The 20967-nt window shown below is 65.3% G+C and carries 19 protein-coding genes and 1 pseudogene; 10 read left to right on the plus strand and 10 right to left on the minus strand.

Translation table 11 applies throughout. The annotated features are described in order from the left end of the window. Positions 1–8 precede the first annotated feature (8 nt). Positions 9–1454 (minus strand): pyruvate kinase, encoded by a 1446-nt coding sequence (pyk, locus tag PAF18_RS01285; RefSeq protein ID WP_271116843.1) that lies wholly within the window; start codon positions 1452–1454, stop codon positions 9–11. A 109-nt stretch (positions 1455–1563) separates the two neighbouring features. On the opposite strand from pyk, the gene PAF18_RS01290 reads away from it, so the two are divergent. Further along, a complete protein-coding gene (locus PAF18_RS01290) occupies positions 1564–2304 on the plus strand; it encodes an N-formylglutamate amidohydrolase (protein WP_434802267.1) in 741 nt (246 codons plus the stop codon). Here PAF18_RS01290 and PAF18_RS01295 read toward each other — a convergent pair. From PAF18_RS01295 to PAF18_RS01305, 3 genes are read right to left on the minus strand one after another with little or no spacing between them, the layout of a single operon-like run. After that, on the minus strand, positions 2301–3449 hold the full coding sequence (locus PAF18_RS01295) for a GNAT family N-acetyltransferase (RefSeq protein WP_271116845.1): 1149 nt from the start codon (positions 3447–3449) through the stop codon (positions 2301–2303). The two genes, PAF18_RS01290 and PAF18_RS01295, sit on opposite strands and share 4 nt — an antisense overlap. Next, positions 3446–4162, minus strand: a complete 717-nt coding sequence (locus tag PAF18_RS01300) for an LrgB family protein (protein WP_271116846.1) — start codon at positions 4160–4162, stop codon at positions 3446–3448. The genes PAF18_RS01295 and PAF18_RS01300 overlap by 4 nt, the downstream gene beginning before the upstream one ends. Continuing rightward, entirely contained in the window at positions 4155–4508 is a 354-nt protein-coding gene (locus PAF18_RS01305; RefSeq protein WP_271116847.1) for a CidA/LrgA family protein, read from the minus strand. The genes PAF18_RS01300 and PAF18_RS01305 overlap by 8 nt, the downstream gene beginning before the upstream one ends. Positions 4509–4765: 257 nt before the next feature. Between PAF18_RS01305 and PAF18_RS01310 the strand changes: the two genes are divergently transcribed. Then, on the plus strand, positions 4766–8212 hold the full coding sequence (locus tag PAF18_RS01310) for a chromosome segregation SMC family protein (protein WP_271116848.1): 3447 nt from the start codon (positions 4766–4768) through the stop codon (positions 8210–8212). A 50-nt stretch (positions 8213–8262) separates the two neighbouring features. On the opposite strand, the pseudogene PAF18_RS01315 reads toward PAF18_RS01310, so the two are convergent. Then, positions 8263–9456: pseudogene (locus tag PAF18_RS01315) on the minus strand (low temperature requirement protein A). Positions 9457–9574: 118 nt separating this feature from the next. On the opposite strand from PAF18_RS01315, the gene PAF18_RS01320 reads away from it, so the two are divergent. The 4 genes from PAF18_RS01320 to zapE all read left to right on the plus strand — a co-directional run bounded on the left by PAF18_RS01320 (position 9575) and on the right by zapE (position 12523). Further along, positions 9575–10135 (plus strand): NADPH-dependent FMN reductase, encoded by a 561-nt coding sequence (locus PAF18_RS01320; protein WP_271116849.1) that lies wholly within the window; start codon positions 9575–9577, stop codon positions 10133–10135. A 74-nt stretch (positions 10136–10209) separates the two neighbouring features. After that, on the plus strand, positions 10210–10665 hold the full coding sequence (locus PAF18_RS01325; RefSeq protein WP_271116850.1) for a RidA family protein: 456 nt from the start codon (positions 10210–10212) through the stop codon (positions 10663–10665). Beyond that, a complete protein-coding gene (locus PAF18_RS01330; RefSeq protein WP_271116851.1) occupies positions 10665–11411 on the plus strand; it encodes a glycerophosphodiester phosphodiesterase family protein in 747 nt (248 codons plus the stop codon). Before PAF18_RS01325 ends, PAF18_RS01330 begins: the two co-directional genes overlap by 1 nt. After that, complete coding sequence (zapE, locus tag PAF18_RS01335; RefSeq protein WP_271116852.1) at positions 11411–12523, plus strand: cell division protein ZapE; 1113 nt, start codon at positions 11411–11413, stop codon at positions 12521–12523. The genes PAF18_RS01330 and zapE overlap by 1 nt, the downstream gene beginning before the upstream one ends. A 73-nt stretch (positions 12524–12596) precedes the next feature. Here the strand turns inward: zapE and PAF18_RS01340 are convergent, their stop codons facing one another. After that, the gene (locus PAF18_RS01340; protein ID WP_271116853.1) at positions 12597–13871 is read right to left on the minus strand and encodes a bifunctional folylpolyglutamate synthase/dihydrofolate synthase; all 1275 of its coding nucleotides are present in this window, start codon (positions 13869–13871) and stop codon (positions 12597–12599) included. Positions 13872–13901: 30 nt separating this feature from the next. Further along, positions 13902–14843, minus strand: a complete 942-nt coding sequence (accD, locus tag PAF18_RS01345) for an acetyl-CoA carboxylase, carboxyltransferase subunit beta (protein WP_271116854.1) — start codon at positions 14841–14843, stop codon at positions 13902–13904. A 96-nt stretch (positions 14844–14939) separates the two neighbouring features. Between accD and cls the strand changes: the two genes are divergently transcribed. Continuing rightward, positions 14940–16370: a cardiolipin synthase gene (gene cls / locus PAF18_RS01350; protein WP_271116855.1), complete on the plus strand. Its 1431-nt coding sequence runs from the start codon at positions 14940–14942 to the stop codon at positions 16368–16370. A 13-nt stretch (positions 16371–16383) separates the two neighbouring features. Here the strand turns inward: cls and PAF18_RS01355 are convergent, their stop codons facing one another. Next, positions 16384–16989, minus strand: coding sequence for a CAP domain-containing protein (locus PAF18_RS01355; protein WP_271116856.1), 606 nt, complete (start codon positions 16987–16989; stop codon positions 16384–16386). A gap of 173 nt (positions 16990–17162) precedes the next feature. Between PAF18_RS01355 and PAF18_RS01360 the strand changes: the two genes are divergently transcribed. Next, positions 17163–17945, plus strand: coding sequence for a DUF6478 family protein (locus PAF18_RS01360; RefSeq protein WP_271116857.1), 783 nt, complete (start codon positions 17163–17165; stop codon positions 17943–17945). A gap of 26 nt (positions 17946–17971) precedes the next feature. Next, positions 17972–18349 carry a hypothetical protein gene (locus PAF18_RS01365; protein WP_271116858.1) on the plus strand — a complete coding sequence of 126 codons (378 nt, stop codon included), beginning with the start codon at positions 17972–17974 and terminating at the stop codon, positions 18347–18349. Here the strand turns inward: PAF18_RS01365 and PAF18_RS01370 are convergent. After that, a complete protein-coding gene (locus tag PAF18_RS01370) occupies positions 18346–19065 on the minus strand; it encodes a GNAT family N-acetyltransferase (RefSeq protein ID WP_271116859.1) in 720 nt (239 codons plus the stop codon). The genes PAF18_RS01365 and PAF18_RS01370 overlap by 4 nt on opposite strands. Then, the gene (locus tag PAF18_RS01375; RefSeq protein ID WP_271116860.1) at positions 19062–19802 is read right to left on the minus strand and encodes a competence/damage-inducible protein A; all 741 of its coding nucleotides are present in this window, start codon (positions 19800–19802) and stop codon (positions 19062–19064) included. The genes PAF18_RS01370 and PAF18_RS01375 overlap by 4 nt, the downstream gene beginning before the upstream one ends. 94 nt (positions 19803–19896) lie before the next feature. On the opposite strand from PAF18_RS01375, the gene map reads away from it, so the two are divergent. After that, positions 19897–20700 (plus strand): type I methionyl aminopeptidase, encoded by an 804-nt coding sequence (gene map / locus PAF18_RS01380; RefSeq protein ID WP_271116861.1) that lies wholly within the window; start codon positions 19897–19899, stop codon positions 20698–20700. Positions 20701–20967: the final 267 nt, after the last annotated feature.

Here is a 20967-nt window from a genome sequence, read left to right on the forward strand (position 1 = left end):
CCCGTGTTTTAGTCCGCTTCGGCGCGGTTCAGCAAGTCCTCATCGCAGCTTGCGACGCGCAGGATATTGGTGGTGCCTGCGACGTTGAACGGGACACCTGCGGTAATGACGATCTGCTGCTTTTCATTGGCAAAGCCGAATTCGCGGGCGATCTTTACCCCGCTGATCACCGCCTCGCGGAAGCGGTTCAGCGGCACGGTGGCGACGCAATGCGTGCCCCAGGTCAGGCAGAGCCGGCGCAGAACGGTCGGGATCGGGGACAGGGCCAGGATCGGCACGCGGGGCCGCTCGCGCGCGACAAGGCTGACCGTGGTGCCGGACTGGGTATGAGCGCAGATCGCTGAAATATCGGTCGTCTCGGCGATCTCGCGCGCGGCGGCGACGATGCCGTCGGCGACGGTGTTGCGATCGGCCTTGCGAGATGCCTCGATGACCTCGCGATAATTGGGGTCGCTTTCGACCGAGCGGGCGACGTGATCCATCGTGGTCACCGCCTCGACCGGGTAATCCCCGGCGGCGGATTCCGCAGACAGCATCACCGCATCCGCGCCCTCATAGATCGCATTGGCCACATCCGAGACCTCGGCGCGGGTCGGCACCGGGCTCTCGATCATCGATTCGAGCATTTGCGTCGCCACGATCACCGGCTTGGCGGCGGCGCGGCACTGGCGCACGAGACGCTTCTGGATCGGCGGCACGGATTGCACGGGCAGCTCGACGCCCAGATCGCCCCGCGCGACCATGATCCCGTCAGAGGCCTGCAGGATCTCGGGAAAAGCGCGCACCGCAGAAGGCTTCTCGATCTTAGACAGCACCGCCGCCCGGCCGCGGGCGAGCTGGCGTGCCTCGCGCACATCCTCGGCGCGCTGCACGAAGGACAGGGCCAACCAGTCGACGCCGAGCTCGCAGGCGAATTCCAGATCGTCGCGGTCCTTTTCGGACAGCGCGGCCAGAGGCAGGACCACATCGGGCACATTCACGCCCTTGCGGTTCGAGATGGTGCCACCGACGCTGACCGTGCAATTGGCAAAACCCTTGCCGCAATCCTCGACCTTGAGGCGAATCTTGCCGTCATTGACCAGCAATTCGGAGCCGGGTTCGAGCGCGGCGAAGATCTCGGGATGAGGAAGCTGGACGCGGCTCGCATCGCCCTCGGCCTCGTCCAGATCGAAGCGGAAGCTCTGCCCTTCCTCCAGATCGTGCTCTCCGGCGGCAAAGACGCCCACGCGCAGCTTCGGCCCCTGTAGATCGGCGAGGATGGCGATCGGTCGACCGGTGTCCTTCTCGATCTGGCGGATGATGTCGTGGCGTGCCTTGTGATCGGCATGGTCGCCATGGCTCATGTTCAGTCGAAACACATCTGCACCAGCGTCGAACAATGCGCGGATCATGTCATAATCGGAAGATGACGGACCGAGCGTCGCGACGATCTTGATGTTGCGGTGGCGTCTCATGAAATCCTCCGAAAAATGTTTCCGCTATCATGACGGAAAGCGACGGCGGCGACAACTGGCAGAGCGTGAAGAATTCACGTATGGGGCGTGTATGAAAGATGACACGAGCTTGCGCCACGAGGCATTCTGGACAGAGGGCGCGGATCGCACAAGCCGCTGGCTGATCACCTGCGATCACGCGACGAACCGCGTGCCCGAGTGGCTGAATGGCGGCGATCTGGGAATAGCGGCGGCGGATATGGCGCGCCACATCGCATTCGATGTCGGTGCGGCCGGGCTGGCGCGGCATCTGGGTGCGTTGATCGGCGCGCAGGTGGTCGGCTCCGATTTCTCGCGGCTGGTCATCGATCCCAATCGCGGCGAGGACGACCCGACCCTGCTGATGCGGCTTTACGACGGGACGGTGATCCCGGCCAATCGCGAGGCCGATGCTGCGGAAAAGCAGCGTCGGCTGGACAGGTTGTATCGGCCCTATCACGCCGCTTTGGATCAGGCTGCGGCGCAACACCCGCAGCGCGCGATCTGCGCCATTCACAGCTTCACGCCTCAGCTGCGCGCCCGCCCGCCCCGGCCATGGGAGGTGGCGATCCTCTATTCGCACGACGACCCGGGACTGTCGCAAATGCTGATCGAACGCTGCCGCGCTCAGGGATGGGAAACCGGCGATAACGAACCCTATTCCGGCCATCTGAGCGGCGACTCGGTCGATCGGCACGCGCTTGCGCATGGTCGCCCCAATGTGCTGATCGAGGTCCGCAACGATCTGATCGAGGATGAAGCCGGTCAGGCGGAATGGGCAGATCGTCTGGCGGGCGTGATGGACGGGTTGCTGGACGAAGCCGGGGTCTAGTCGCCGCTTTGGTCCTGTCCGCCGCGGCGGAAGGGGCCCCAGTCGCGGAGAAACTCGATTTCTTCGTCCATCGCGTGGCGCTCGCGCTCCAGATAATCTTCGAGCGCTGTGCGAAAACCAGCATCGGCCACCCAGTGCAACGAGTGTGTCTGTGTTGGCAGATAGCCTCGCGCCAGCTTGTGCTCGCCCTGTGCGCCCGCCTCGACGCGGGACAGCCCGTTGGCGATCGCGAAGTCGATGGCCTGATGATAGCACATCTCGAAATGCAGGAAGGGATGTTCCTCGATCGCACCCCAATAGCGACCATAGATCGCCTCCGGCCCGATCAGGTTCAGCGCGCCGGCGATCGGCTGGCCGTCGATCTCGGCCAGCACCATCAGGCAGTCGTTGCGCATCGTCTCATGCAGGAGGTCGAAGAACGCACGGGTCAGATAGGGGCGGCCCCATTTCCGCGCGCCGGTGTCCTGATAGAAGGCCCAGAACGCATCCCAGTGATGCGGTTGGATCTCATCGCCGCGCAGCTGGCGGATGATACCGCCGAAATCCTGCGCGCGCGCCCGCTCCTTGCGGAGATTCTTGCGCTTGCGCGATGAAAGCTGCGCCAGAAACGCCTCGTAATCGGCGTAACCGTCATTGACCCAGTGGAATTGCTGTGTCGCGCGGGGCAGGAACCCGGCTTCGGCACCGATCTTCGCCTCGGCCGCGGTGCAGAAGGTCACATGTGCGCCCGACAGGTTGTTCTGCGTGCAAAGCTGCGCCATCGCGTTAAGCAGTCCGGTCTGCACCTCAGCGTCGGGGGAAATGAGCCGCGGCCCGGTGACCGGGGTAAATGGCACCGCGCATTGCAGCTTTGGATAATACTGGCCCCCTGCGCGCTGAAACGCATCGGCCCAGGCGTGATCGAAGATATATTCTCCCTGGCTGTGCAGCTTGACATAGCAGGGCGCGACCCCGCGCAGGCTGTTGCCGTCCCGCGCGGCCAGATGGGCGGGCACCCATCCACTGCGGCCGCCGACCGATCCCGACGCTTCGAGCGCCGACAGAAAGCGGTGGGTGGTGAAGGGGTTCTGTCCCGCGCCGGAGGCATCCCAGTCCCCGGCAGGGATCTCGGAGATGTTCTGGTGAACCGTGACGGTGAGCGTCATGCAAAAAGCCTCAGCACCAGGGGCGCGATCACGGCGGTCAGCACGGCATTCAGCCCCATGCCGATCCCGGCAAAGGCACCGGCGGTCTCGTTGACCTGAAAGGCGCGCGCCGTGCCGATGCCATGCGCTGCGACACCGACCGCGAATCCGCGTGCCCGCCAGTCGGTGACCTTCAGCAGGTTCAGCAGCGGCGTGACGATGATGGCGCCGAAGATCCCGGTCAGCAACACCATCACAGCGGTCAGCGTCGGCTGCCCGCCGATCCGCTCGGCGATGCCGATGGCAACCGGGGCGGTGGTGGATTTTGGCGCCAGCGAGGCCAGCAGGTTCTGGTCCAGCCCGAAGATCCGTCCGATCAGAAGCGCCGAGATCACCGCCGTCAGAGAACCGACCAGAAGTGCGGCCAGCACCGGCAGAAGCGCGCGCCGGATCCGCTTGAGATTGTCGTAAAGCGGCAGCGCCAGGCAGACAGTCGCCGGGCCGAGCATGAAATGGACGAACTGGGCCCCTTCGAAATAGGTCTGATAGGAGGTGCCGCTCAGACTCAGCAGGACGGCCAGAACAATCACCGCAATCAGCACCGGATTGGCCAGGCTCGACTTGTCGGCGGCTCGGAAAATGCTGTCGCCGATCCAGTAGGCGGCGAGCGTCGCGGTCAGCCAGAGAAGCGGCTGGCTGGCGAGATAGGACCAGATCAGCGCGGGATCATTCATCGCTGTCTCCGATCCGGCGGGCCACGGCGGCAAAGGTCAGCGCCCCCACCGCGATCGCCAGCACCGTCGAGAGCGCCAGCGCCAGTCCCAGGCCCAGCCCATGTTCCGCGATGACCGGCAGATGCGCCACAACCCCGACGCCAGCGGGCACAAAAAACAGGGAAAGATGCCCAAGCAGAGTCGTCGCCACCGGGCGCAGCTTTTCGGCAAGGGGCGGGCGGATCATGCAGCTCAGCACCACCAGCACAAGCCCGACCACCGGGCCGGGCAGGGGCAGGCCGAGCCCGCGCGAGGCGACCTCGCCGACAAGCTGAAAGACCAGAATGAGGGTGAGCGCGGGGATCATGACTGGAAAGGTAAGCAGCTTTCGACAGGGTGGCTAGGGGGCGGAGCACCCGGTTTCGCAAAGGCTGTTTCAGGGTTTCACGATAAGCGGAACGTCGTTCCTTGGCGAAAAGTTGCGTCTGCCGCGAAGACTTGTGGCGTCGGCAATTTCTTGTGGATAAGCCGGGCCATGACCCCATATATAGCGGTTTTTGTTGACTTCGCGCGGTGCGGATTGAACAATCTCCGGAACCCGCAGCGATTCCCGGACCCGTATACGTGAAATTCGACCGCCTCAGACTCAACGGCTTCAAATCTTTCGTCGATCCCACAGACCTGCTGATCCGCGAGGGGCTGACCGGGGTGGTTGGACCCAATGGATGCGGCAAGTCGAACCTGCTGGAAGCGTTGCGATGGGTCATGGGTGAGAACCGCCCGAGTGCCATGCGCGGCGGCGGAATGGAGGATGTGATCTTCGCGGGCACCTCGCGGCGCGGTGCGCGGGCGCATGCCGAGGTGACGCTGACCATCGACAACCGCGAAAGGCTCGCCCCCGCAACGGTGAACGACGCGGACGGGATCGACATCGTGCGGCGGATCACGCGCGACGCGGGCTCGGCCTACAAGATCAACGGCAAGGAGGCCCGCGCCCGCGATGTGCAGATGCTGTTTGCGGATGCCTCGACCGGGGCGCATTCACCGGCGCTTGTGCGGCAGGGCCAGATCTCCGAGCTGATCAACGCAAAGCCCAAGGCCCGCAGGCGGATCCTGGAAGAGGCGGCGGGGATCTCTGGCCTTTACGCGCGCCGCCACGAAGCAGAGCTGAAGCTGAACGGGGCCGAGAACAACCTGACCCGCGTCGACGACACGCTGGATCAGCTTGCCACGCAGGCGGCGGCCCTGGCGCGTCAGGCGCGCGCGGCGGCGAAATATCGCGAGATCGGTGCAGCGTTGCGCAAGGCCGAGGGCGTGTTGCTGTATCGCCGCTGGGCCGAGGCGGATCAGGCCCGCGAAGCCGCGACCGAGGCGCTTCGGGCGGCGGTGACAGCGGCGGCGGAAGCCGAGGCGGCGGCGAAACGCGCAACGGCGAGCCGCGAAGCCGCCGAGGCCGCATTGCCGCCATTGCGCGAGGAAGAACAGGTCGCGGCGGCGCTGCTGTCGCGCGCGACGGTGGACCGCGAAGCGCTCGACGATGCCGAAGCGCGTGCCGCGGCGGCCATCGAAACGCTGCGGGGTCGTGTGGCGCAGCTGGGTAAGGATATCGACCGGGAGGGCCGGCTGAACAAGGATGCGGCCGAGGTCGTCGAGCGGCTCTCCTGGGAAAAGGGCGAGCTGGACAAGGCCGGGCAAGGGCATGACGACAGGCTCGACAGGGCCGCGAAAGCTGCCGACGAGGCCGCCGAGGCCCTGCGCGAGGTCGAGGCGAAGCTGGCCGAGTTGACCGACGAATCGGCGCGGCTCGCTGCGCAGGCGCAGTCGGCGGAACGGCTGGTCTCGGACCTTACCGCCATGCGCGACCGGGCCGAACGCGCCGCATCCGAGGCCGAAGCGACCGCCGACCGCGCGGATGCCGCAGGGGCCGAGGCGGAGGCGTCCTTGAAAACGGCGGAGGCCGCTCAACACTCGGCGGTGCAGCTGGCGGAAAGCGCGGAAAAGGCCCTGGCCGATGCCGAAACGGATCGTAGCGCAGCCGAAAGCGCCGAGGCCGAGGCCCGCGCCGCACGTGCCGAGATCGAGGGCGAGGCTGGCGCGCTCAGGGCCGAAATGGCGGCGCTGGAAAAGCTGGTCGCGCGCGGGTCCGGCGACGGCGGAACGCTTCTCGATCAGGTTTCCGTGGCCAAGGGATATGAGGCCGCGCTGGGCGCGGCGCTTGGGGACGATCTGACCATGGGACCGGCGAGGGACGGCTCGGGCTGGGTCGAGTTGCCCGGCTATGACGAGGGCGCGACGCTGCCCGACGGGACCAAGGCTCTGGCCGCGCAGGTTTCCGCGCCCGAACTGCTGACGCGACGGCTCTCTCAGATCGGCGTGGCGGATGCCGCGCAGGCCGACGCCATGCAGCCGGCGCTGCGTCCCGGCCAGTGCCTTGTCTCGCGCGAGGGCGGGCTGTGGCGGTGGGACGGGATGCGGATCATGCCGGGCGAGGCGTCGTCGGGCGCCGCGCGGCATCTGGAGCAGGTGAACCGTCTGACCGAGCTGCGCGGCGTGGCGGAAGCAGCATCCGCGCGCGTGGCAGAGGCGGTTTCCGCGCATGACGCCGCGAAGGCCCGTCTGGCCGAGGTGAACAGTGCCGAAAAGGCCGCCCGCGAGGCGCGGCGCGAGGCCGAGCGCGCGGTCTCCGACGCAGCTCGCACGGCGACCCGTGCGGAAAGCGATCTGGCGATGGCGCGGTCTCGCGCGGAATCGGCGCGCGCCGAGCTGACCCGTCACCGCGAGGATGCCAGCGATGCCCGTGCCCGTCTGGCCGAGGCGCAGCGGCAACTGGCCGCGCTGCCGGATCGCGCGGTGGCGGCCGATGCCGTAGAGGCCGCGAAAACCGGCGTCGAGGCGGCACGGATCGCGACGATGACACGCCGCAGCGCTCTTGACGAGCTGCGGCGCGAGGGCAATGCCCGCACCCGCCGCCTCCAAGAGATCGCCAAGGAGGACTCGGGCTGGAAACTGCGTCTTCAGGAGGCCGGAACGCGCGCCGCCGAGCTGAACGGCAGGCTGGAGGCCGCGCAGGCCGAGCTGACCGACGCCGAGAGACAGCCGGCCCTGCTCGCCGAAAAGCGCGACGCTTTGCAGGCGGTCGAGGCGGGGGCACAAGCCCGGCTGGACAAGGCCCGCATGGCGCTGGCCGAGGGGGACGCGGCGCTGCGGCAGGCGCAGGTCGAGGAACGCGATGCCGAGCGCCTCGCGTCGGACTCGCGTGAGGCCCGCGCCGCCCGCGAGGCCCGCGCCGAAGCCGCCCGCGACACCGAAGCCGCCGCCCGCGCGCGGATCCTCGAAGATGCCGAATCGACGCCGCAGCAGCTTCTGGACAGTCTCGGAGAGGCGGACACCGACACGCCCGCCGCCCGGCTCGAGGATCAGATCGCCCGGCTACGCGCCAGCCGCGACGCGCTCGGCGCCGTCAACCTGCGCGCCGACGAGGACAAGCGCGAGCTGGAAGAGGAACGCGCGAAACTGGCCGGTGAGAAAGAGGATCTTGAAGAGGCGATCCGAAAGCTGCGCGCCGGGATCGCCAGCCTGAACCGCGAGGGGCGCGAGCGCTTGCTGGCCGCCTTCGACACGGTGAATGGCAACTTCACCACGCTCTTCACCCATCTCTTCGGCGGCGGCGAGGCCAAGCTGGTTCTGGTCGAATCCGACGATCCTCTGGAGGCCGGGCTGGAGATCATGTGCCAGCCGCCGGGCAAGAAGCTGTCCACGCTGAGCCTGCTTTCGGGCGGCGAACAGACGCTAACGGCCCTGGCGCTGATCTTTGCGGTGTTCCTCGCCAATCCGGCGCCCATCTGTGTGCTCGACGAGGTGGACGCGCCGCTCGACGACGCCAATGTCAGCCGTTTCTGCGATCTTCTCGATGAGATGACCCGCCGCACCGAGACACGCTTTCTCATCATCACCCATCATGCGGTTACAATGGCGCGGATGGACCGGCTGTTCGGCGTGACCATGGTCGAGCAGGGGGTGAGTCAGCTGGTCAGCGTCGATCTGCACCGCGCCGAACAGCTCGTCGCCTGATCGGTTTGGCCGCCGCATGCGGGCCAATGGGCCCGGCAGCCGCCGGTTTTTTACGCCGCATCCCCATGCATGGACGCGGGTTTCTTCGAAACGAAGTCCACCCGCCAGATCAGCGCCGCGATGCCGATCAGCGCGAAACCCCAGCTTGGCAGGCCCATCGCCGCCGCGACCAGCGAGACGAGCGCCATGACGGGCAGCGCCAGGCCGCGCGCGCCCAGCCGGTGATGCCGGTCGCGGATCAGCCAAAGCATGACGAAGGTGATCGCCATCGGCACGCCCATCCACCAGGCAACACTGGCCAGCGTGTTCTCGCTGTGATTCGCGGCCAGATCCAGCTCGGCGGCGATGCCGGCACCAAGTGCCGCAATGCCACCGAAGATGAAGACATGACCATAACCCCATTTCAACACGGTCCAGAACTCACTGCTGACGAGATGTTCTTCCTCGCTGAAATACAGCCAGAACATCACGAAAACGACGACCATCGCCGACAGCGCCGTGCCCGCGGCGACGAAATTCGTCTCTTCTCCGAACAGCATGCCGAAGCCGAGGCTGACCGCCAGCATGATTTCGCCGAGTGAGATGATGGTAAGAAGCCCGTAGCGCTCAATCATGTGGTGACGGTGGAAAGGCGTCATGCGATGCGATTCGGCATATACCGGGACTGCGAACTCGATCAGGAAGACGATCACCCCGAAGACGAAGAACAGGGCCGAGCTGGGCGGTACGAGCAGATACATCAGCACCCAACCAAGCTGCGCCAGAAGAATGCCGATGGCGTAGCGCTGGCAGGTGACGCGATATTCGGGATTGCCGCTTGCCCTCAACCAGAGCGCCGCCATGCCGAGGCGCATCACGCACCAGCCGACGATCCCCCAGCTCAGGTCGAGCGTCTCGAAGATATAATTTGCGCCCCCCGCGAAGATCAGCTCGCCGGTCATGATGACCATCACCAACTAGCGGTAGACCGGGCCGTCATTATCGAACGCGGAGGCGAACCAGGTGAAGTTCATCCACGCCCACCAGATCGCGGTGAACAGGAAGATGAAGCGCGGCAGCATTTCGGCACCGTGGCCCGCGCTGATCGCGTGATGCAGCCCGGCCGTGACCGAAGCGATTGCGATGACGCTGATCAGATCGAAAAAGAGTTCGAGCGGTGTCGCCGCGCGCTGCGAATCGTTGGGATCGCGCGCCGGCAGCACCCCGAGTGTCGAAAGAAGAGTCATGTCACATCCACCGTTCATTCACCTCATGCGCAATTACTACGCCGCAACCGGGGACTAAAGGCAGAAAGCTTCGCCCCGGCTTGCGGCGCTGCAGCATGGTGCCTAGGTCAGGCGGGACAAGAGAAGAGGTCTGACCATGAAACTGAATGTCATCATCACCAGCACCCGCCCCGGCCGCAACGGAGAGCCGGTCGGCCAGTGGTTCTTCGATCACGCCAAGGCCAACCCGGGAAGCTTCGACGAGGTCGTGCTATCCGATCTGGCCGAGCTGCGTCTGCCCCTGCTGGATGAGCCGCACCATCCCCGCGCGAAGAACTATACCAAGGGCCACACGAAGAAATGGGCGGAGATCGTCGATGGCTCTGACGCCTTCGTCTTCGTGCTGCCGGAATATAATTATGCGCCGCCGCCCAGCTTCTATAACGCCGTGGACTATCTCGCTCTGGAGTGGGCCTATAAACCGGCAGGGTTCCTGTCTTATGGCGGGATTTCCGGGGGGATGCGATCGACCCAAGCCGCGAAGGAGGTGCTGACAACGCTGAAGGTCGTGCCGCTGACCGAACAGGTCGCGGTGCCGATGGTGTTCGAGCATCTGAAAGACGACAAGTTCCACGCCCCTGACATCGTGAAGGAAAGCGCCGACACGATGATCGCCGAGCTTGGCAGATGGGCCGGGGCGCTGAAAACCCTGCGCTGAACACGGCGCAGAATGGGCTTCGACAAGCGGGCCGATCCATCCTAGGATCGGCCCGAATTGTGACGGAGCCGCCTATGTCCATTGATGCACGCCTGACCGAACTCGACATCACGCTGCCCGAGGCGCTGTCGCCCGTGGCGAATTACGTCCCCTATCAGCAGGTCGGCAATCTGCTGTTCATTTCCGGCCAGATTTCCGCCGGGCCGGACGGGCTCATCACCGGCAAGCTCGGCGACGGTCTGAGCGTCGAGGACGGCGCGGCGGCGGCGCGGCGCTGCGGTCTGGCGCTGCTGGCACAGGCGCGCGCGGCGCTCGGCTCGCTGGACAAGGTGGCGCAGGTGGTCAAGCTGACCGCCTTCGTGAACTCGACCCCCGATTTTGGCGATCAGCCCGAGGTGGTGAACGGGTGTTCCGACCTGATGGTCGAGGTGTTTGGCGACAAGGGCCGCCATGCCCGCGCCGCCGTTTCGGCGCCGGCGCTGCCGCGTGGCGTCGCCGTGGAAATCGAGGCAATCTTCGAGGTGGTGTAATGGCCCTTCATTCAGATTTTACCCGTCTGCCCATCGCCCATCGCGGGCTTCATTCAAAGGGTGTGCCCGAAAACTCGCTGGCTGCTTTTCGCGCCGCGATCGAGGCGGGTTACGGCATCGAGCTGGATATTCAGCCAGCCGCAGACGGCACGCCGATGGTGTTCCATGACTACGATCTGAACCGCATGTGCGGCGATGAGGGTTTTATCGCCGATATGGACCCCGAGGATCTGGCGGAACTTCGGCTGGATGATGGCGACGAAGCGATTCCGACCCTTGAAGAGACGCTGCGCGAAGTGGCCGGGCAGGTGCCTCTGCTGATCGAGATCAAGGATCAGGATGGGCGCATGGGCAAGATGATCGGCGAGTTGCAGGACCGTGTCGCGGCCCTGCTCGAGGGCTATGACGGGCCGGTAGCGGTCATGTCCTTCAACCCCCACGCCGTCAAGGCTCTGGCCGCCGCCGCGCCCGAGGTGACGCGCGGTCTCGTCGCTTGTGGCTTCGAAAAAGAGAGCTGGCCGATGCTCGACGATGACAGCCGGGCCGAACTGGCCTCGCTCAGCGATTTCGACCGTTCCGGGGCGCAGTTCCTGTCGCATGACTGGCGCGATCTGGACAATCCCGCCGTTGCCGAGCTGAGCGGTCGTGGCGTCCCGATTCTCTGCTGGACCGTGCGTAGCGCGGAAGAAGAGAATGAGGCTCGCCGCGTCGCTGCCGGGATAACCTTTGAGGGCTATCGTCCCTGATGCCGAGCGTCACCGAGCTTTACGATCAGCAGGTCGCCGATGGCCGGCTGAAGGACGATGCGGCGCAACGCGATGTGCTGCCGCTGCTCGATGATCTGGTTGCGAAGCTGAAGGACGAGGCGCCGAAGCAAGCGCGCTCTGGCGGCTGGCGAAGCTGGTTCGGGTCTGGCGAGCCGGACGCCCCTCAGGACGGGACTCGGGGCCTTTATCTCTGGGGCGGCGTCGGGCGCGGCAAGTCCATGCTGATGGATCTGGTGATGGAAGCCGCGCCGATCAAAGCCAAGCGCCGGGTGCATTTCCATGAATTCATGCAGGAAATCCAGTCCGGGCTGAACGAGGTGCGCAAGCGCGGCGAAAGCGATGCCATTCGCCCGGTGGCCGAGGGCGTGGCCGATCAGGCGCGGCTTCTCTGCTTCGATGAGATGCAGATTACCGATATTGCCGATGCGATGATCGTCGGGCGGCTCTTCCAGGTCCTGTTCGAGCGGGGTGTCTGCATCGTCACCACCTCGAACCGTGTGCCAGAGGATCTTTACAAGAACGGGCTCAACCGTCAGCGATTCCTGCCCTTCATCGAGCTGATCCGCGAAAGGATGGAGGTCTGCGCGCTCGACAGCGACAACGATCACCGGCAGGGGCGGCAGCTTGGCGATCAGGTGTGGTTCTCGCCACTTGGCCGGGACACGCGGGCCGAGATCGACGCGCTCTGGACCGAGCTGACGAATAGCGCCGAAACCCCGCCGCTGCGGCTTGAAGTGCAAGGTCGTCAGGTCGAGATACCGGCGCATCTGGACGGGATGGGCCGGATCGGATTCTGGGATATCTGCGGCCGCGCGCTCGGCGCTGCGGATTATCTCGCCCTCGCGCAGGCGGTCGATCTGCTGGTGATCGAGGACATACCGCAGCTTTCCTCGGCCAATTTCAATGAAGCCAAGCGTTTCGTCACGCTGATCGATGCGCTTTACGAGGCGCGCGTCCGGCTGATCGCGTCGGCGGCGGCGGAGCCCGAGCAGCTTTACCTTGAGGGCGAGGGGAGCTTTGAATTCGAGCGGACCGCCTCGCGTCTGCGCGAGATGCAGGATGCCGAGTGGGGCAAGGTCTCAGCCAGCTAATCCGCGCTGATACCGTCTTTCGCGCCTCGGCGAAGGGTTTGCGTCCGGCATCGCATTGCGCCGATCATCACGGTTAGCCGTTATCGGTCAGCACCCGTCCGGCAAGGTAAAGCGATCCGCAGATCAGGATACGGCTGACCGGATTCGCCGAAGCCAGCCGGTCGAGAGCGGTGCCGAGATCCGGCGCGGTCGCCGCCGGAAGCCCGACCTTCGCCGCCAGGCCGGCTGTGGTCTCGGCGGGAAGCGTATTCGCCTCGCCGGGGATCGATATGGCGGTGAGGCTGTCCGCGACTCTGGCCAGTGGCCGCAGGTATCCGATCACATCCTTGGTGTTCAGCATCCCGCAAATCAGGTGCACCGGCTTGGGCGGCATCTGCGACAGGGTCGCGGCAATCGCCTCGCCCCCTGCCGGATTATGCCCGCCGTCAAGCCAAAGCTCGCAACTCTGCGCAGCCGCGGCCTCGACAAGCGGACCCTCCCGAAGGCGCTGCATCCGCGCGGGCCAGCTTGCATTGTTCAGCGCGGCCTCGGCCTCCGGGGCACCGAAGCCGAGCGCGCGCAGAGCGGCGATGGCGGTTCCGGCATTCTCGATCTGGTGCGGGCCGGGCAAGACGGGGCGGGGCAGATCGATCAGGCCGCGCTCGTCCTGAAACACCATCCCGTCGCCTTCCGGCCCGGCGTGCCAATGCTGCCCGGCAATCTGCAACGGTGCCGAAAGCCGCGCGGCCTGGCGTTCGATCACCTCCAGCGCCGGCTCCTGCTGCGGCGCGATAATACCGGTGACACCGCGCTTGAGAATACCGGCTTTCTCGGCGGCGATCTTGGGCAGGGTATCACCCAGATACTGCGTGTGATCGATGCTGACCGGGGTGATGACGGTCAGCGCCGGGCGCGCGACGACATTGGTCGCATCCAGCCTCCCGCCGAGCCCGACCTCAAGCAGCGTGAAATCGGCGGGGTGCCGGGAAAAGGCGAGGAAGGCTGCGGCCGTGGTCAGCTCGAAAAATGTGATCGGGCGGCCGGCATTGATCTCTTCGATCTCGGTGAGGATGTTGGACAGGCTTTCCTCGGGGATCAGCGTGCCGCTAAGCCGGATGCGCTCGTGAAACCGCGCGAGATGCGGCGAGGTATAGGCGTGAACGCGCTGTCCCGCCGATTCCAGACCGGCCCGGATCATCGCCAGTGTCGAGCCCTTGCCGTTCGTGCCGGCGATGTGCACCACCGAAGGCAGCGTGTCCTGCGGGTCGCCCAGATCGGCCAGAAGACGCCGCATCCGGTCCAGCGACAGATCGATGATCTTTGGATGCAGCCCCATGACGCGCTGCAGGATAAGGTCAGAGCCGCCCATGTCCGTCGCGCGCCGTCCCGCCTTGCGGGATCAACCCCTCGCCTGGGGTTCGGGGGAGGCCGGCTCGCCAGTGGCCGCGCTTGGCGGCGTGGCGGGGGCGGGCAGGTCGCCCATCACGGCCGGGGGCTGGTTCATCATCATCCGCAAGATCACGATCAGCTCTTCGCGGAGATCGCCGCGCGGGGTGACGCGATCCAGCATGCCGTGCTCCAGCAGATATTCGGCCCTCTGGAATCCTTCGGGCAGTTTCTCGCGGATGGTCTGCTCGATCACACGCGGCCCCGCAAAGCAGATCAGCGCGTTCGGTTCGGCGATCTGCACGTCGCCGAGCATCGCGTATGAGGCAGTGACGCCGCCCGTGGTCGGGTGGGTCAGCACCACCACGTAAGGCAGCCCGGCCTCTTTCAGCATTTCGACCGCGACGGTGGTGCGCGGCATCTGCATCAGCGAAAGGATCCCCTCCTGCATCCGCGCCCCGCCGGCAGCAGAAAACAGCACCAGCGGGCGCCTCGTCTGGACCGCACGTTCTGCCGCAGCGATGATGGCGTTGCCGACATACATCCCCATCGAGCCGCCCATGAACGAAAAATCCTGCGCTGCGGCGACGATGGGCGTGCGACCCATCTCGCCCTCGGCAACCAGCATCGCCTCTTTCTCGCCGGTGCTTTTCTGGGCGGCGCGCATCCGCTCGGGATATTTCTTCTGATCGCGGAATTGCAGCGGGTCGGCGATCGGCTCTGGCACCGTCACCTCCTTGAAGATGCCGTTGTCAAACAGCGCGGCAAACCGGTCGCGCGGCGAAATCGCCAGATGATGGCCGCAATTGGTGCAGACCTGCAAATTTTCCGCCAGCTCGCGATGGAACAGCATCGTTCCGCATTCGGGACATTTGGTCCACAGGTTCTCCGGCACTTCCCGCCGTGAAAACAGCGAGTTGATGCGGGGGCGGACGTAATTGGTGATCCAGTTCATCTGCTGCTGCTCCTGACCGCGGTCGCGGCACAGATAGGCCGTGCGCTGCCGAATTGCAATTGCGAGCGGACAGCGCGCGTAGTTTGATGCCGCTTCATGTGGACATCGTTTTTTCTCCTTCTGAACCTTATTCTCGCGCTCGTCGTGGTGATCCGGGTCCTGATGCGACCTCGGATGGAGCCGTCGGTGCGGCTCGCCTGGATCATGGTCGTCGAAGCGGTGCCGTTCCTGGGCATCCTCGCCTATCTGATGTTCGGAGAGGTGCGGATCGCACAAGCCGAACGGCAGCGCGCGGTCGATATTCGTGCGCGGCTGAGCGGGATGTGGGTCCCGAGCCCTTCTGCCGTTGACGAAACGCCGGAATGGATGGAGGGCCTGACCGCCACGGCGCAATCCGTGGGCGGCATGGTGCCGGTGCTGGGCAATCGCATCACGATGACGCCGGAGGGCGACGATGCCTTCGACGATATGTTGCGCGACATCGCGGCGGCGAAGGATCACGTCCATATCCTGTTCTATATCTGGCTCGATGACCGGATGGGCCGAAGGCTGGCCTCGGCCGTAGCCGAGGCAGCGCAGCGCGGTGTAGATTGTCGTGTGGTCGTCGATGCGGTCGGGTCGCGCCAATTTGTGCATTCCGACGCCTGGACCGAGATGGGCCATGCCGGTGCGCATCTCGTGCAGGCCATGCCGACCGGTTTCCCGCTCTGGGGTGCGCTGTTCCGGCGGCTGGATCTGCGCAACCACCGCAAGATCGTGCTGATCGACAATCATATCGGCTATACCGGCAGCCGGAACGCGGCCGACCAGGCCTTCGCCGTCAAGCCGCGTTTCGCGCCATGGGTGGATGTCTGGTTCGCCATCGAAGGGCCGGTGGTTCGCCAGATGCAAGGCGTGTTTCTGGCCGATTGGATGAGCTATACCGGCGACGATCTTGGCGAGGCGATGCTGAACACCGTGCCCGCCGCCGAGGATCCGGGCTGCATCGCTCAGGTCATTGCCACGGGACCGGACCGTCGCGCTGGCAGCATTTCGGATTGTATCTCGGCGCTGCTGGCTTCGGCGCGCGACAAGGTGGTCATCACCACGCCCTATTACGTGCCGAGCAACGCGCTCGACGCTGCCATCCAAGCCTGTGCGCGGCGCGGGGTGGAGGTCACGCTGATCCTGCCCGAGCGCAACGATTCGCTCTTTGTCGCCGCCACATCGGAAGGTTTCTATCAGGGGCTTCTGCGCGCCGGTGTGCGGCTGATGCTGTTTCGAGACGGGCTGCTGCACGCCAAGCTCGCATCGGTGGACGGGCGGGTTGCGATGCTTGGCAGCGGCAATCTGGACCGGCGCAGCTTCGAGCTGAATTACGAGATGAACCTGATCGTCGCCGGCACGCATGTGACAGACCAGATTGATCGCCGCCAGGACAGCTATATCGCGCGCGCAAGGGAAGTGACCCTGGAGGAAGTCGAGAGCTGGCCCCGCTGGCGCCGCGTTCGCAACAATCTACTGGCACTCGCCACGCCGCTTTTGTGAGACGCCGCTTGGATCAGCGATCGGCGGCGTAGACAGCGGCCCAGAAGGTCGACTTGCCATCGGCGGCCACCGCATGGCCGATCCCGAAATCGCGCATCCCGTCGTGGTACAGATTGGCGGCATGGCTGGGCGAACGCGCCCATTCAGTTTGCACCCGCGCCAGATCGAAGCGACCTGCGCCGATATTTTCCGCGGTGATGCGGGGCGCATAGCCATGCTGCTTGGCCCGCGCCGCCGGTCCGCTGCTGCTTCGCCCGCGATGGGTCAGCATGCCGCGCTGCGCCATGTCGCAGGCATGCGCCTCGGCCGCGCGCTGCAACTTTGAATTCGTGCGCAGCGGCATCTTGCCGCGCGCGGCGCGCATCGCGTTGGTGCGGTTTAGCGCTGCGGCAGCCTGTGCCTGGCTGGTTGTGCGGCATTGGGCGGTGCCCGGCGCCGAGACCAGCACGTCGCGCGGTTTTTGCAGATGGACCACCCCCCGCGGCAGGCGTGGCGACGAGGTCGAGGCGCGCGAGGATCGCTGCTCTTCTAGCCCGGAATTCGCGGTGGGGGCGGTTGGCGCACAGGCGCAGAGGATCGTCAGCGCACCAATGAGCGCGCCGCTGGTCAGCAGTCTCAAATCAATTTCTCCGGTTCGGGCGGCGCAGGTCGCGCTTGCCGGGACTATGCGTCCATAAAGATGAATAATTAATTAATATGCAACCCTAAGATGATCTATTTGCGATATGTTGTCCCGGGGCGCTGGCTTGGCTATTCCTGAAAAGGCGGCGCGGGGCCGCAGCGGGAGTGGTTATGGGCTTTCGTCCAAAGGATTGGGTTGATCGCAAATTGCGGCGGCGCGCGCAGATGGACTGGGCGCGGGTCAGCCGCTCGGTGCCGGCGTTCAGCCTCGGGCGGCTGCGTCACATGCGCGGCGAGGCTGCAATCTTGCGGCGCGATCTCGACAGGTTCCTGCAGGAATCCGACCGGCGCATCGCGCAGTCCCGCGCGTCACTCGACGCGGTGCCACTGCCCGGCGGAACCGACTGGAGATGGCGGCCCAGGTTTCTGGCGACGCGGCTGACGCCCACCGGGCTCGCCATGCCGCCGAGCGGTGCCAAGTTGAACGAGGATACGGCGGTCTGGCACGACTGCGCCGCAGCGGCGCTCACGCTGCGCCAGATTCAGAATGCCGACGCGGCCGATCTTGCCGCATTCGGGCTGCGTATCGAGTCACTGGGCTTTACCGGAACCTTCCTCTCGCTTGCCATCGATATGCCGCCATCCGCCCTTGCCGGTCTGACCCGCAATCACATCATCAGGGTCGAAACCGTTCTTCAGGCCGAGCATCCCGTCTCGATCTATGGTCGCCTGAATATCGGCAACGGCCCCAACACCGAGGAAATCCTGCGCCATATGGGCGAAATGACCGAATTGGCTCAGGCAGTCGTCGCCGAATTCGATCTCGCCGTGACCGAGATGAACGAAAAACGGCTCGACAAGATTTGGCTGGACTTGATCGTTGAACAGCCCGAGATGAATGCGATCACAATCCGTGAGATGATTTTGTCGCGCCACCCGCGTGCCAATGTCTGAGCGCGGGTCGAGATAAGGGAGGCCAGATGGCCGAGTTCGAAAGCCTGGGGCTGAAAGCCGGAATCTGGTCGGGCCTGCTTCATCGCGCGGCGCCGCCGGCCCGGGTGCGGCTGTTCCATAGGGGTGCCCCGGTGGCGCCCGCGGGCATCACCGCAGCGGGTGAGAGCAGCTGGCGTATCGAGGCCGAACTGCCAGTCAGCAGCCTCTCGGAGGGTATGCAGAGCTTTGCGCTCGTCGCCGATACCGGGCAGGGCGAGGGAACCGGGCCGGATGCCGAGCGACTGGCCGAGTTGTCCCTGCTGGCGGGGGAACCGCTCGAGATGGATCTGCGCGCCGAGCTGGATCTGATCCGTGCCGAACTCGATCTACTCAAGCGTGAGTTCCGGCGTCTGGGGCGATCCTAGCTGGAAACTGCGAAATAGCTGTATCCGCCAATCTCGGTAAAGCCGAGCCGCGCATAGAAGGCGAGGGCGGCCGTGTTCTCGCGGGTCACGGCGAGGCAGAGCCGTTGAAAATCATTCTCAACGGCCCAATGCGCCGCGCGGCATATCATCCAGTGACCGAGCCCCTTGCGTTGAAGCGCGGGCAGCACCTCGAGCGCGTGGATCATCGCCGTCTTGCCCGAGCCCGCCACAAAAGCTGACGCCGCGGCGCGATCCTCGACGCGGCCGAGAATCGAGGTTTTGACGAGAGCGACGCGCTGCATGATCTCTTGCCGCTCCGGGCCGATGCCACATTCCGACCACAGCTCTCGTTGGATGGCGAGCGGTGGCCAGACGGCGAAACTGGTCACAGGTGGAATTTCGCGGGCGGCGAGTGGCGCTGACGGCGCAGAAAGGATAGCGGTCGGCATCTGGGCCCGCCAGCCGCGTGCCTCCAGTGCCCCGACCAGCATTTCACCGTCAGAAACGCGAAACAGCGGTGCCTGATCCCATTCCCGCTGTATCTCGGCGGCGCGGTCGATTTCATCCCCGGTGCAGCTTTCCGCAATGCTTCGGGCCGATCCGACGCGCCGACCGCCCCCGGCGCCGCGTCCGATGCGGAAGGCTGAGGTTTCGACATATTCGGCAGCGGGCCAGCTGTCCTCTAACAGCGCGTCGATGCCGGGATCGTCGGTCACGCGCCGATCCGTTGCTTGAGATCGGCCATGGCGGCCGCGACCCGTGCGCCGTCCAGGCCGCGGACAACCAGCATCGTGCCGTAGCGGCCCTCGCGCTGCCAGGGGTAGGAGCCGAGCGAGAGATCGCTATAGAGCTCCGCTACCTCTTTCAGATCCTCGGCCACATCCGACTCGCCCCGATCCACATCAAGCGATTCGCTGACCGGCGGGCGGCCGACTGGCAGGGTCGGCAGAACTGCATCGACCATGGCGCGGAAGACATCAGGCACGCCGGCCATCACATAGGTCTGGCCGATATGGAATCCGGGCGCGGCGCTGACGCTGTTGGGGATGAGCTTCGCTGTCAGCGGGATCCGCGCCATGCGGGTGCGGTTGCCGGTCACCGGCACGCCGCGTGCCTCCCATCTGGCGCGCATTGCGGCCAGTGCTTCTTCGTTCATCTCGATCCCGACGCCGAAGGCTTCCGCGACCGCATCCGCCGTCACATCGTCATGGGTCGGCCCGATCCCGCCCGAGGTAAACAGCATGTCGTAGCGCCCGCCGAGCGAGCCGTCGAGTGCATGGATGGCCTCGACGATCAGCGGCTGCTCGTCGGCCACGATGCGGATCTCCTTGAGGTCGATGCCCACCGCGCTCAGCACACCGGCGAGATGATGGGCGTTGCCCTCGCGGGTTCGCCCGGACAGGATTTCATCGCCGATGACGAGGATGGCTGCGGTTTTGTTGTCGGATTGCATCGAGACCTCCGTTTGCGGGCGCAGCTTACGCGCGCGGCGGGGGTGGAACAAGCTGCCGGTCGCGGTTATGTGCAGGGCAAGGAAAGGTTTGGCCATGAATGACGGTTCCGTGACGCGGGAAGGCATCCGCATCCATCAGCCCGAGGATTTCGCGGGTATGCACAAGGCCGGGGCGCTTGCCGCGCAGATCCTCGACGAGCTGGCGCCCATGGTTGCCCCGGGCACCACGACAGGATCGCTCGACGACTATATCCGCGACCGGATCGAGGCCGCCGGGGCGACCTCGGCCACGATCGGTTATCGCGGCTATCAGCATGCGAGCTGCATCAGCGTGAACCATGTCGTCTGCCACGGCATTCCCGGCGACAAGCTTCTGAAGGATGGCGACATCCTGAATATCGACGTGACTGTGATCGTCGATGGCTGGTTCGGTGATACCTCTCGCATGTATATCGCCGGCAAGCCCTCGGTGAAGTCGCGGCGGCTCGTGCAGGTCACCCATGATGCGCTGATGAAGGGAATCGAGGCGGTGAAGCCCGGTGCGACCTTCGGCGATATCGGTTGGGCGATCCAGGAATATGTCGAAAGCAACCGCATGTCGGTGGTGCGCGATTTCTGCGGGCACGGGCTCGGGCGGGTGTTCCATGCGCCGCCGAATGTGCTGCATTTCGGGCGCCCGGGGAAAGGGCCGGTGCTGGAGGAAGGGATGTTCTTCACCATCGAGCCGATGGTCAATCTTGGCCGCCCCGAAACCAAGGTGCTGGCCGATGACTGGACGGCGGTGACGCGGGACAAGTCGCTTTCGGCGCAGTTCGAGCATTCGATCGGCGTCACCGCGTCCGGGGCCGAGATCTTCACCCTGTCGCCGGAAGGCCGATTCTTCCCCGATCTGGACTGAGGCATCTGCCGCTGCTCGCCCCCTGCTTTTGACTAAAATCCTGCCTGTTTCGGCTTTGCATCGAATCGGCGTTCGGGGTTAGTTCTGTCTTACGGCCAGAAGGCCAGACCTTTGACAGTTTCGCGCGGTGGGACCGGTGCGCGGGGAAGGGGTTCTGGCGCGGGCCGGAACCCCTTCATTAATCCCCTCATTCAACTGTGATCGCGAATTCGGCGACCTGCCGAAATCGGGGGATTGATTTGTTCGATTCCTCGGCACAGAAGCCCG

This window comes from Paracoccus sediminicola, assembly GCF_027912835.1.
Lineage (GTDB): Bacteria > Pseudomonadota > Alphaproteobacteria > Rhodobacterales > Rhodobacteraceae > Paracoccus > Paracoccus sediminicola.

Coding starts and splice junctions, on each gene's coding strand:
- pyk (WP_271116843.1), bottom strand. CDS start 1,454: ATGAGACGCCACCGCAACATCAAGATCGTCGCGACGCTCGGTCCGTCA.
- PAF18_RS01295 (WP_271116845.1), bottom strand. CDS start 3,449: ATGACGCTCACCGTCACGGTTCACCAGAACATCTCCGAGATCCCTGCC.
- PAF18_RS01300 (WP_271116846.1), bottom strand. CDS start 4,162: ATGAATGATCCCGCGCTGATCTGGTCCTATCTCGCCAGCCAGCCGCTT.
- PAF18_RS01305 (WP_271116847.1), bottom strand. CDS start 4,508: ATGATCCCCGCGCTCACCCTCATTCTGGTCTTTCAGCTTGTCGGCGAG.
- PAF18_RS01320 (WP_271116849.1), top strand. CDS start 9,575: ATGAAACTGAATGTCATCATCACCAGCACCCGCCCCGGCCGCAACGGA.
- PAF18_RS01325 (WP_271116850.1), top strand. CDS start 10,210: ATGTCCATTGATGCACGCCTGACCGAACTCGACATCACGCTGCCCGAG.
- PAF18_RS01330 (WP_271116851.1), top strand. CDS start 10,665: ATGGCCCTTCATTCAGATTTTACCCGTCTGCCCATCGCCCATCGCGGG.
- zapE (WP_271116852.1), top strand. CDS start 11,411: ATGCCGAGCGTCACCGAGCTTTACGATCAGCAGGTCGCCGATGGCCGG.
- PAF18_RS01340 (WP_271116853.1), bottom strand. CDS start 13,871: ATGGGCGGCTCTGACCTTATCCTGCAGCGCGTCATGGGGCTGCATCCA.
- accD (WP_271116854.1), bottom strand. CDS start 14,843: ATGAACTGGATCACCAATTACGTCCGCCCCCGCATCAACTCGCTGTTT.
- cls (WP_271116855.1), top strand. CDS start 14,940: ATGTGGACATCGTTTTTTCTCCTTCTGAACCTTATTCTCGCGCTCGTC.
- PAF18_RS01360 (WP_271116857.1), top strand. CDS start 17,163: ATGGGCTTTCGTCCAAAGGATTGGGTTGATCGCAAATTGCGGCGGCGC.
- PAF18_RS01365 (WP_271116858.1), top strand. CDS start 17,972: ATGGCCGAGTTCGAAAGCCTGGGGCTGAAAGCCGGAATCTGGTCGGGC.
- PAF18_RS01375 (WP_271116860.1), bottom strand. CDS start 19,802: ATGCAATCCGACAACAAAACCGCAGCCATCCTCGTCATCGGCGATGAA.
- map (WP_271116861.1), top strand. CDS start 19,897: ATGAATGACGGTTCCGTGACGCGGGAAGGCATCCGCATCCATCAGCCC.